At 72.1% G+C, this 6,219-nt stretch carries 6 protein-coding genes; 2 read left to right on the top strand and 4 right to left on the bottom strand.

Annotation, left to right across the window (positions count from 1 at the left end):
- From DLJ59_RS24210 to DLJ59_RS24195, 4 genes are all read right to left on the bottom strand, one after another.
- Positions 1-1,190: ABC transporter permease (locus DLJ59_RS24210; RefSeq protein WP_148096964.1), on the bottom strand; the 1,190-nt coding region annotated here is incomplete at its 3' end.
- Positions 1,187-1,876 carry an ABC transporter ATP-binding protein gene (locus DLJ59_RS24205; protein WP_208648820.1) on the bottom strand — a complete coding sequence of 230 codons (690 nt, stop codon included), beginning with the start codon at positions 1,874-1,876 and terminating at the stop codon, positions 1,187-1,189. The genes DLJ59_RS24205 and DLJ59_RS24210, both read right to left, overlap by 4 nt.
- The gene (locus tag DLJ59_RS24200) at positions 1,876-3,009 is read right to left on the bottom strand and encodes an efflux RND transporter periplasmic adaptor subunit (protein WP_208648818.1); all 1,134 of its coding nucleotides are present in this window, start codon (positions 3,007-3,009) and stop codon (positions 1,876-1,878) included. Before DLJ59_RS24200 ends, DLJ59_RS24205 begins: the two co-directional genes overlap by 1 nt.
- Positions 2,996-3,598, bottom strand: coding sequence for a hypothetical protein (locus tag DLJ59_RS24195; protein ID WP_124774901.1), 603 nt, complete (start codon positions 3,596-3,598; stop codon positions 2,996-2,998). Before DLJ59_RS24195 ends, DLJ59_RS24200 begins: the two co-directional genes overlap by 14 nt.
- Positions 3,599-3,710: 112 nt before the next feature.
- Here DLJ59_RS24195 and DLJ59_RS24190 point away from each other — a divergent pair, with 112 nt between their 5' ends.
- Together DLJ59_RS24190 and DLJ59_RS24185 are read left to right on the top strand one after the other, a co-directional pair.
- Positions 3,711-4,406, top strand: a complete 696-nt coding sequence (locus DLJ59_RS24190; protein WP_244236200.1) for a response regulator transcription factor — start codon at positions 3,711-3,713, stop codon at positions 4,404-4,406.
- Positions 4,396-6,219: HAMP domain-containing sensor histidine kinase (locus tag DLJ59_RS24185; protein ID WP_244236199.1), on the top strand; the 1,824-nt coding region annotated here is incomplete at its 3' end. The genes DLJ59_RS24190 and DLJ59_RS24185, both read left to right, overlap by 11 nt.

The raw sequence follows: 6,219 nt of genomic DNA, 5'->3' as shown, positions 1-6,219 counted from the left end.
GTGGGGGTTAGGCGGGCGGCTCGGATCGAGGGGTAGACGCCGGCGACCACGCCCACGAGCAACGCGCCCGCGATCCCGCCGGCCACGGCGGTCAGCGGAATCGTGGGTGGCCAGCCCTGGTAGCTGGCGTAACCGACCGTCGCGAGCACCCCGAGGACCGCCCCCGCTGCCCCTCCGAGCACGCTGAGCAGCACTGACTCGGTGAGGAACTGCACCCTGATCTGACCGCGGTTCGCGCCGAGCGCCCGGCGCAGGCCGATCTCCCGACGGCGCTCCAGCACCGAGATGACCATCGTGTTGGCCACGCCGATCCCGCCGACCAGCAGCGCCACCGCCGCCAGGCCGAGGAACAGCCCGGAGAAGCTGTTCTCCGTGGCCCGCTTCGCGGCCAGTGCGTCGGAGGGGCGGCTGACCTGGACCAACCCGGGCAACTGCGGATTGAGGGTGGCCGGCAGCACGGCACGGACGTCCTCCAACGCGTCCTCCCTGGCCCGCAGGTAGAGGACCGTGGGATGACCGTCGAAGCCGAGCATGGCCTTGGCGGCATCCCACCCGACCAACACCGACCGGTCCAGATCCGGGGAGAGCGGCAGCGGCTCCAGGATGCCGATCACAGTGAACCAGCGCTCACCGATGAAGACCTGGGGCGGCTGCTGGGGGTCCACCGTGGCGAAGCCGAGCCGGCTCGCCGCGACGTAGCCGAGGACCACGGTCGGCAGCCCGGCCGTCCCGGCGTCAAGGGCCCGGCCGCTGCGGATGTGGCCGTTGACCGTCCCCAACAGGTCCGGCTGGGCGGCGAGCACAGTCAGCCCGGACGTGTCGTACCTGTCCAGCAGGTCGTTGCGGCGCACGGCGGTGTGGGTGTTCGCGACCGCGCTCGCCATCTCGACCGGCCCGATCCGCGACGCCATGGCGGCGGCGTCCTCGGGCAGGAGCGCCGGCGGATTCTGATCCGGTACAGGCTCGGCGCGCAGCAGGTTGGTGCCGAGGGCGGAGAGCTGCTTCATCAGGTCGCGTTGACTGGACGCCGGAATGCCCACCACGACGACCAAGGTGGCGATGCCGATGGAGATGCCCAGAGCGGAGAGGACCGCCCGCATCCGGCGCGTGGTCAGCCCGAGCAGACCGAGCCGGAGTACGTCGGTCGGGGCGAGCCGGGTCGACCGGGTGTCACCCGGGGACGCGCTCATGCCGTACCCCCGGTAGGGGTGTCGGCGACGATCCGGCCGTCGCGGATCTCCACCTGACGAGGCGTACGGGCGGCGAGATCCCGGTCGTGGGTGATCACGGCGATGGTGGTCCCTTCCGCGTTCAGGTCCATGAGCAGCGCCAGGACCGCCTCGCCGTTGACGGTGTCGAGGGCACCGGTCGGCTCGTCGGCCAGCACCAGCGCCGGCTCGTTGACGAGTGCCCGGGCGATCGCCACCCGCTGCCGCTCCCCGCCGGAGAGCTGATGCGGCAGGTGGTCGACCCGATGTGCCAGACCGACCCGGGCCAACGCCTCGATCGCGGTGCGGCGGCGACGACGGCGGGGCACCGCGGCGTAGAGCAGTCCGGTGGCGACGTTCTCGGCGGCGTCCAACCCGTCGGAGAGGTGAAACTGCTGGAAGACGAAGCCGAGCCAGCGGCCCCGCAGCGCGGAGAGTCGACGGTCGGAGAGGGCGGTGACCTCCTGCCCGGCGATGCGCAGGCGCCCGCTGGTCGGCAGGTCGAGGGTGCCCATGATGTTCAGCAGTGTGGACTTGCCGGACCCGGATGGCCCGACGATGGCCAGCATCTCGCCAGCGCGCACGGTCAGTGAGACGTCGTCCAGTGCGGTCACCCCACCGGGATACGTCCTGCTCACCCCCTCGACGGCCAGCACCGGGTCGGCGATCACGATGCCGTCACCACGTCGAGCCCCTCGGTCACGCCGGTGCCGCTGATCTCGACCAGACCCCGGGCGAACATCCCGGTCTGCACGGCCACCAGACCGCCGTCGGGCAGTTGCAGCGCGTGCCCGCCCTCGCGGAGCGCCACCAGCGCGCCGACCGGCACCGCGAGCACGTTCTTGTGCACGGCGGTGGTGAACCGGACCTGGACCGCGGCCGCGTCCAGCTTGGCCACGTCCGCCGCCCGGGTCGGCGCGACGAGCACATCCACCGTCGGTGGGCTGCCCTGCCCGGTGCCGCCGTCCAATCCGCCGCCGCGCACCGTCTGGGAGATCGAGGCGACCTTGGCCGTGATCTCGGAGCCGTCGGGCAGCACGATGGCCGCGTTCCCGCCCACCTTGACGGCGCCCACGTCGGTGGCCGCGACCGGTACGGTGACCAGCTTCACCTTCTCGCTGACGGCCAGCAGCTCACCGGCGACCGGATCACCGGGGAGAGCCGTCACGGTGCTGACCCGGACCGGCCCGGTCAGCACAGTGACCTGCCCGACCGCGATCATCCCGGTGGGTTCCACGCCGAGGTCCTTCTGCCACTTCTTGATCGCCGTGACCAGGACCTCGGTGAGCAGGGCCTGACCGGTGGGGATCTTCGCGCCGTCCTTGCCCCGGGACGGCTGCGACCCGACCCGGTAGCCCAGCGCCTTCAGGTTGTCCGACACGATCCGTACGTCGCTGCCCACCAGACCTGGCTTGTCGAGCGTGCGGAACAGCGGCACCCCGCCGAACAGCACCGGCACCGGCCGGTCGTTGACCCAGTAGAGGGGCTTGCCCCGGGTCACCGTGTCGCCCACCTTCGGCAGCCGGGTGACGACGCCCTCCCCGGCACCCTTCACCAGCCGCTCCGGGCCGAAGCCGAGCGTCCCACCGACCGAGCGGGTGTCGGACAGGTCGGCCCGGGTCACCTTCGTCGTCGTCACCGGCGGTGGGGCACTCGCGACGTCACCGCCGGGGTGACGCCGCAAGGCCAGCGCCCCAACACCGGCGCCGACGGCGACCACCAGGGTCACCGCCGCCACCACGATCGCCGTACGCCGAGTCGTCAGCCGGCCAGGCCCGTCGGCCGATTTACTTCTTGGCACCGAATTCCTCCTGGGTGCAGTCCTTGTCGGCCTTGGCGCGGGCGACATCGTCGAGGCCGTTGGTCGGGTCGGCGACACCGTCGTCGTAGGTCCAGCCGGAGTTGTCCGGCAGCGAATGGATCTTCAGGCCGCGCCCCCGCAGGCACTGGACGTAGTCGTTCCACTGGCTCGCGAAGTTCGGGTTCTTCTCCCGGTCCAGCTCCGGCGGCTGGAGCGGCAGCTTGTTGGCGCACGCCACGTACGCCGCCTTCGGCTCCCCGCTCTGGTCGAGGGACAGGCCGGTGCCGGTCCCCGTCGCGCCAGCGGAACGGCCCTCGTTCTTCTGCACCCCGTGCTCGTGCAGACAGATCTTGTACGTCTCCCAGATCTGCATTTCCTCCTCGTCCGTCGTGTCCAGGCGAAGCTGCGGCCGACCGTTGTCGGCACCGCCGGCGGGGGTCGCGCTCGTCGGGGCGGCCGGGGTGGTGAGCGACGCGACCTCGCCGCCGGCGGTCTCCTTGTCGGCTCCGCCGCCGCAGCCGGTGAGGGCGACGGCGAGCAGGGTGACCGCGGCGAGCCCGGCGGCCAGTCGGTGGGTTGAGTTGGTCATGACGGGGAGCTTCACGCCCCCGTGTCAGAGACCTGTCAGGAACCGGTCGTCATCCGATAGCCCCAGCTCAGCGGCGTCGTCGGAGCCCGCCGGGCCACGTACAGTCGCTGCCGTGTGTGCGTACGTGCTGATAGCCGAGGACGACCAGAAGCAGGCGGAGTTGGCCCGTCGGTACCTGGAACGCGAGGGGCACGAGGTGGTGGTGGTGGCCGACGGTCGGGCCGCCCTGGAGCAGATCCGGCAGCGGCCACCGGCGCTGCTCGTGCTCGACGTGATGATGCCGAAGGTCGACGGCCTGGACGTCTGTCGCATCCTGCGCCGGGAGTCCGACCTGCCGGTGCTGATGCTGACCGCCCGGTCGACCGAGGACGACCTGCTGCTCGGCCTCGACCTGGGCGCCGACGACTACATGACGAAGCCGTACAGCCCTCGTGAGCTGGTCGCTCGGGCCCGCAGCCTGCTGCGCCGGGGGCAGCGGACGCCAACGGACCCGGTGCTGCGGGTCGGCGCCGTGCACGTCGACCCGGTCCGCCACGAGGTGCGCAGCGACGGCCGCCTCGTCGACTGCACACCCGGCGAGTTCCAGCTGCTTCAGGCGATGGCCGCCCAGCCCGCGCGGGCGTTCACCCGCGACCAACTCCTGGGCTATTTGCACGGGTTCGACAGGTACATCACCAACCGGACCGTCGACGTGCACGTCATGAACCTCCGCCGGAAGATCGAACCGAACCCGCGCAAGCCGGCCCGGCTGGTCACCGTGTACGGCGTCGGTTACAAGCTGGTCGAAGAGTCACCCCGTGTCGGCTGAGGTTCCGCTGCGCCGCAGCCTGCTGCTGCGGCTGCTGGCGCTGGCCGTCCTCATCGCCGTCGGCTCGATCGCGGCGACCGCGTGGCTGGCCGTCCGCACCACCACCGGGGCGATCCGGCAGGAGCAGGGGCAGGCGCTCGCCGACGACGCCCGCATCTACGACACCCTGCTCGCGTACGCGGCGACCCACCCGACCTGGGACGGGGTCGACGCCGCCCTTCGGCCGCTCGCGCAGGACGTCGGCCGGCGGATCGCCCTGACCACCGAAACCGGTGCGCCGATCGCGGACTCGGCGCCCGGCGCGGGCTCGTTGCCGACGACATCGTCCGCAACCGTCGACGCGCTCGCCGTCAACACCGCCCTGATGGCCGGCACCGCCCCGAGCAGCGCTGACAGTGGCACCAACCGCATCGACCCGCGCACCACCGGGCCGTACCTGCTCCCAGCCGAGGAGCGCACCGCGCTGCGCGACAAGGCGGACGAGGCGGTCCGGTGTCTACGGCTCCGGGCGACGATCGACGCCACCGTCGTGGACGGGCCCACCGGTCGACCACGGATCGACACCCCCGGCACCGACCTCACCGACAGTGCCCTCTGCGCCCAGTCGAGAGCGGCCCTGGCAGCCCGCACAGCCACCGAAGGCAAGGCGCTCGCTCAGCTCAACGCCCTGGTGAACACCTGCCTGGCCCGGCGACGCCTGCCCGCCGTACAGGTGCACCTGGACTGGACCTGGACGAGGCAGCCGGCGGCCAGCGCACCCGACTCCCGCAGCGCGGCCGGCGTCGACCAGGAGCACAACCGGGCGGTCAACGCCTGCGTCGGCACCAGCCGACGCGAACAACTCCTCCCGTACGTCGCCCCGGCCGCGACCCTCTTCGTCACCGACCCGGGCGGTCGCCCCTCGACCACCTTCGACCTCTCCCCCGCCAACCAGACCCGCATCGTCGCGGTCGCCGGTCTCGTCCTGCTGGTGACGATCGGCTTCACCGTCCTCGCCGGCATCCGGCTGACCCGCCCACTGCACGCCCTGACCGGGGCGGCGCAACGGATGCGCGACGGCGACGGCTCCGCCCGGGTCCGCGTCACCGGACGGGATGAGATCGCCCGGCTGGCCGAGGTCTTCAACGACATGGCCGAACGGCGTGAGCGGCTGGAGCAGCTGCGCCGGGCCATGGTCAGCGACATCGCCCACGAGATGCGTACGCCGGTGAGCAACATCCGGGGTTGGCTCGAAGCGGTCGAGGATGGCGTCGCGGCCCCCGACCGCAGCCTGCTCTCCTCGCTGTTGGAGGAGGCAACCCTGCTCCAGCACGTGATCACCGATCTGCAGGACCTGGCCGAGGCCGACGCGGGGGCGCTGCGGCTGCACCGCGAACGGGTCTACCTCAACGACCTGCTCGCCCAGGTCGCGGAGGCGCACCGAGCGCAGGCCAACCGGGTCGGCGTCACCATCGCGGTACGCACCGGGGCCGACCCGCAGGTGGACGCCGACCCGGTACGGCTCCGCCAGGTCGTCGGCAACCTGGTCGCCAACGCGGTACGGCACACCCCGTCGGGCGGGCGCGTGACGATCAGCGCCAGCGCGACCGACGCCGAGGTCATCGTTTCCGTGACCGACACCGGCAGCGGTATCAGCGCCGAGGACCTGCCCCGGGTCTTCGACCGCTTCTGGCGGGCCGAGAAGTCCCGCAGCCGGCAGACCGGCGGCAGCGGCCTGGGCCTCGCCATCGTGCGCCGGCTCACCGAGGCCCACGGCGGCACGGTCAGCGCCACCAGCACCCCCACCCAGGGCTGCACCTTCACCCTCCACCTC

This window comes from Micromonospora inaquosa, assembly GCF_003857055.1.
Taxonomy (GTDB): domain Bacteria; phylum Actinomycetota; class Actinomycetes; order Mycobacteriales; family Micromonosporaceae; genus Micromonospora; species Micromonospora inaquosa.
The sequence above is the reverse complement of the archived record's forward strand: the minus strand, read 5'-3'. Positions and strand labels throughout refer to the sequence as shown.

What these genes read in the sequence shown, in the direction of transcription:
- DLJ59_RS24195 (WP_124774901.1), bottom strand. Translation starts at nt 3,598, where the DNA reads ATGACCAACTCAACCCACCGACTGGCCGCCGGGCTCGCCGCGGTCACC.